Raw genomic sequence first — 4,684 nt, forward strand, 5'->3', positions numbered from 1 at the left:
TGGATTGTCTGAGAATATTCGATCTGCAATGTTGGCAGTCATGAGCAGAGCAAAAATATGAACTATGGTGCATCTGATGCGACCACCCTGCTGGATGCTCTTGTTGAACCAAGCCGCTTTACCGGCGATAGTAGATAACAATTTTGTTTTTTGTGTAAGATACTTGCTTGTGAACTATAGGAGAATCATTGTTTTCATTTCGTATTATTTCGATGCCTGCATCATTTATGTCCAATAGCTTTTTGACCCGGCTCATACCAATGCCTTTACCACTTTTTTCAGCAAGTTGAGCATAATCTCCTGAGTATCCTTCATCATATATGCGGCCAATGTCTTTGTCCGTTATTTCAATACTATACATATCGAAAGTGATTGAATTTTTAAGTCTGCAAAGTGTAATTATTATATTTCTTTTTTCTAAACAATATTTAACAGCATTCTCTAAAAGGTGGTGAAAAACAACATGCATTGACTCATAATCAAAGTGTACATCGAAACTATCACCTTCTATTTCAATTAAGACTTTCTTCTCGTTAAAGTCCTGGAAGAAGTTATGTAAGATAGAGAGAATTACTTTTTTTAGGTCATGCTTTCTAACTGAGAGCTTTGGTGTTTCACCAAACAATCTGTTGAAAACAGAAAATTCCATTTTCATTGCCATATTGTTTTTTGAAATTCTATAAATAGCATTGGCAAATTCATGAGGGTTATTTCTCATAAATTGTTTTGCTTCTGCAATTTTTTCTTTGTAATTCAAACCTATATTGTCTTTAGGTATTACTGCATGTACTTCTTGAATGTTATGCGCATTCAAAGAAATTATATTGTGTAATAATGCGGAAGTAGAAGAGTTTAGTTTCCTTGAAATTTCATTTTTTATATTATTTATGTTTTCTGATATTCCAGCATAAATATCCATCTTACGTTTAAAAGTTTTCGAGCTTTTAATGTCGTCACGGTTTTCAGAGCAAAAGTAAACCTCACCTTCCTTTGAGATTGACTAACCTCTTCTCCTTTTTTTCGAGTCTAAGTTGCATGATTTAAATACTTCATTATCAGATGAGCAATGATTCGAGCAACTTTCACAAGGGTATTGTAAATTGGAAAATACAACCTTACCGTTCTTACCTTTGAGTTTGATCTTTTCCATTATTTATTCAAAGATTTCCTTGGAGAAGTTTTCAATGATTTGTTCAAACTCATAAGGGTCAGCATTTTTTGGTAGAGAATCATCAGCCTTTTTTAAGGCGTCATGAAAACGTTCACCTTGTGTTTCACCTGAATAGATAATTACCTTTTTCTCTTTGTACTTATCTTTTATCGCTGAAGCTAAACCTAACCCTTCATCCTTAAAGCCTAATGAAACACCTACTCCGTGAATATCTACGAAAAAAATATGCGTATCTCTAACTTCTGTTGAGTTTAGGTCTTTTATATCTCGGATGGATTTTGTATTTTGCCATCCAGCCCTTTTCAATATGTCTACAACTTTAAACTTTGAATCATCATCAATAAATATTATCTTTGTGACTGCTCTGAGTTCATCAATTGAAACATCTTTCTTCTTTTGCTGTTGAGGTTCTGTTTTCTGGTCAATCAAATTAATCTCGACATTCTGGCTATTTGTTTGTGACTGGGAGCCCTCAACTCCCTTTTTTCTCATTGCGTTCAAAAAATACCCTCCTACAGCTACGCCTGCACCACTAAATACCCATGTGACCCACTCTGGTGTTTGAAACTCTTGCACTCTAAATCCTTATTTGTACATCGTGATGGTTGAAATGAATTGCGGCTAACGCCTGCATAAGCGGCGGCGCGTCTAGCGCCGTCCGCTGGATGCTCTCGTTGAACCAAGCCGCTAACGCGGCAAAAAATACCGTTCATCCCAGCCACCCCACCATTGCCAATACTTCCTGATATCCGTACCACTCCGGTGCGGCATATATAAGGAAGCAACATGGAACGTTCTGAACAAAAACGGTTTGACAAACTGTATCAAAAACACCTCACCACCCTGAAACTCCAGGGCAAAAGCCCATCCACCATTGATCTCTACAGCAGGCCTCTGCGACGGGTGGCAGCCTTCTTTGATCGTTGCCCCGACACGCTCAAACCCGATGACCTGAAAACCTACTTTGCGGCACTGGTGGAATCCCACTCATGGAGCACGGTCAAAACCGACCGCAATGGGCTGCAGTTTTTCTGGAAACACGTGCTGGGAAAACCCTGGCAGTTTGTCAACATCATTAAACCACCCACCGTTAAAAGCCTTCCGGTTATCCTGACCACCACTGAAATTGAGTTACTGCTCAATAAGGCGCGGAAGCTGCGCTATTACACCATTCTTCTGACCCTTTACAGATTGATGAGCTGGATTTGAAAGGAGACGACCAATGAACCTCTCCGATATAGCCGATCAATGTGCCGACCGTTTCCTGGAAAAATACAGTCAACGTCTTCTACCCAGCCAACTCAAGGCGCTCAACGCCATACGGGGTTGTCGAACCCCGGCTTCCGGCATGACGCTGCTGGAATGCAACGGCTGCCAATTCCGGGAACAAAAACCATTGTCCTGTGGACATCGTCACTGCAATCGCTGTCAGAACACCGATACCAGCGAATGGTTGCAACGGCAAAGACAGAAACTGTTGCCCGTTGAATACTTTATGGTGACCTTCACCTTACCAGCGCAACTGCGGGCTCTGGCTTGGCAACATCAACGACAGGTGTACGATTTACTGTTCAGAACAGCGGCTGATACCCTGAAACAGTTTGGAGCCAATAGCAAAAAACTGGATGCTGACCTGGGAATGACCAGCGTCCTGCAAACCCACAGCCGACGGCTGGATTACCATCCCCATATACATTTTGTAGTGCCCGGTGGTGCAATACCCGACGAAAAGAGTGGCGCAAACTCACTGGTAACTATCTTTTCAATGGCAAGAGTCTGTCCATGGTCTTTCGAGCCAGACTCCTTCGCGCCCTGGACGAACAGGGACTACTATCACTAAGCCTGAAAACAAGGCTGCCCAAAGAGTGGGTCGTCAATTGCAAACGGGTGGGCAAAGGATTACCAGCACTTGAATATCTATCCAGGTATCTGTACCGGGGCGTGATCAGCAACAACAACATCCTGGCCAGCAAACAAGGAAAGGTGACCTTCTCTTACCTCAACAGTGAAACCGGCAAAAAAGAGACGCGAACCCTGCCAGGGGAAGACTTCCTGTGGCTGGTACTGAAACATGTATTACCCAGGCGATTTCGACGATCGCGGGATTATGGATTTTTACACAGCAACGCCAAAAAACAATTATCACTGGTGCAACTGGTTTTACACGTCATGGTCAAAGCAGTAGAACCCGTGATTCGTCCGCAATTCAAATGCAGGCATTGCGGCGCAGCGATGAAGCACATTGCGTTCAGCTTCCTGAAACCGACCTGAGTTGCCACAGCAACAAATATCGCCATTCACAAACAGGGAGAAAAAGTAAGCTCAGCCAGATAGATATGACATACCCCAGACTACCGTAATGCAGTGGTCGGGAGACACTCATCCTGAATAAATAGCGTTCTGAAAAAACGCTTTGATTCAAGATCCGCCAGAAAAGTAAACTTCAATAGACCTTCCTCGCCAGAATTCAACCCGGGCTTGTGCAACAACAGGATAAGATTGCGGCGGCGCAATCTATCCTTATTCGTTATGTTTGCTATTCTGCCCAGGAAGTATCAGTCATGCGAGGATCGTCGATCCGCTGGCCGAAGCAGTTGTAGTGATCTTCCTTGACTTGTTTGAAGACAAAGGGCTCGAACAGCATTCGGTAGGCTTTTGTTTTAGTGCCGGTCGCATCTTGCCGGAACATGCTTTCGATGAACTGTTCCTGTTCAAGTTTTTTCAAGCATTCACTGACTCGGTGTCGGGTTATGCCAACCATATCACCAAGGATTTTCTGACTGGGCCAGCACTCACCTTCACTGTTGGCAAATGTGGCCAAAACAATCAGCAGCAGCCGTTGAGTGGGCAGTAGGCTTGCCATCTCATCGGTATGTATTTTCACCCTCAACAATCTCATCACTCCGATTGTGTACGCGAACGAAATCATGGCTATACTATCCCCTGAGCCATTACTCGCTGAGTGACGGCTCGTTGATTCGAGAGAAACCCGGTTAGGAGTGCCACCTCCGTCTGAGCCGGGTTTTTTCTTGCGTGTCAGAAACATAGACTCTGTTAAAAAATAGGCAAGAAAAAAGGGGGTCGTGTACACGATAGGCCTGTTCGATATGAACTGGCAAAATAATCGAGGTCTCGACACAAACAAGATTAAAGAACAGTATCAAAGAACAAGTTGCGCAATGCGGCCTGCGTCGGTGAACATAATCGGGATAGGGCAGAGTCTCACAACTCTCTGACGACTCACCGTACCTGGCGACAGAATCTTTAACCAGCTTTGAATCATGATCTACTAAATTGCGTACTTGAACCGGCTAATCTGGCAAGCGCATGCGACTGCACGGATGCAGGAGGTAGTGCGGAGCAGGAGCCAGAGCCGGGAAACAGGTCAGAAGCAACAAGGGTGCTCCGGGTATCGATGGAGCCACCATTGAAGCTTATCCAGACTTTGCCAAACAGCATTGGCCTTCAGTGCGTCAAGCCTTATTGGACGGAACCTACCAGCCGTCACCCGTG

At 44.0% G+C, this 4,684-nt stretch carries 4 protein-coding genes and 1 pseudogene; 2 read left to right on the forward strand and 3 right to left on the reverse strand.

Going from position 1 to position 4,684, the window contains the following annotated elements:
• Positions 1 to 118 precede the first annotated feature (118 nt).
• Together ACO6UY_RS23945 and ACO6UY_RS23950 are read right to left on the reverse strand one after the other, a co-directional pair.
• Positions 119 to 919: a hypothetical protein gene (locus ACO6UY_RS23945; protein ID WP_422491543.1), complete on the reverse strand. Its 801-nt coding sequence runs from the start codon at positions 917 to 919 to the stop codon at positions 119 to 121.
• Positions 920 to 1,153: 234 nt separating this feature from the next.
• The gene (locus ACO6UY_RS23950; RefSeq protein WP_422491545.1) at positions 1,154 to 1,747 is read right to left on the reverse strand and encodes a hypothetical protein; all 594 of its coding nucleotides are present in this window, start codon (positions 1,745 to 1,747) and stop codon (positions 1,154 to 1,156) included.
• Positions 1,748 to 1,957: 210 nt separating this feature from the next.
• On the opposite strand from ACO6UY_RS23950, the gene ACO6UY_RS23955 reads away from it, so the two are divergent.
• Both ACO6UY_RS23955 and ACO6UY_RS23960 read left to right on the forward strand, forming a co-directional pair.
• Entirely contained in the window at positions 1,958 to 2,380 is a 423-nt protein-coding gene (locus tag ACO6UY_RS23955; RefSeq protein WP_422491546.1) for a site-specific integrase, read from the forward strand.
• A gap of 13 nt (positions 2,381 to 2,393) precedes the next feature.
• Positions 2,394 to 3,442 (forward strand): annotated as a pseudogene (locus ACO6UY_RS23960) (IS91 family transposase).
• Positions 3,443 to 3,707: 265 nt separating this feature from the next.
• Here the strand turns inward: ACO6UY_RS23960 and ACO6UY_RS23965 are convergent.
• Positions 3,708 to 4,262 carry a helix-turn-helix domain-containing protein gene (locus tag ACO6UY_RS23965; RefSeq protein ID WP_422466488.1) on the reverse strand — a complete coding sequence of 185 codons (555 nt, stop codon included), beginning with the start codon at positions 4,260 to 4,262 and terminating at the stop codon, positions 3,708 to 3,710.
• Between the last annotated feature and the right edge of the window lie 422 nt (positions 4,263 to 4,684).

Origin of the sequence: Endozoicomonas sp. ALE010, assembly GCF_049310165.1 — a bacterium.
Taxonomy (GTDB): domain Bacteria; phylum Pseudomonadota; class Gammaproteobacteria; order Pseudomonadales; family Endozoicomonadaceae; genus Endozoicomonas.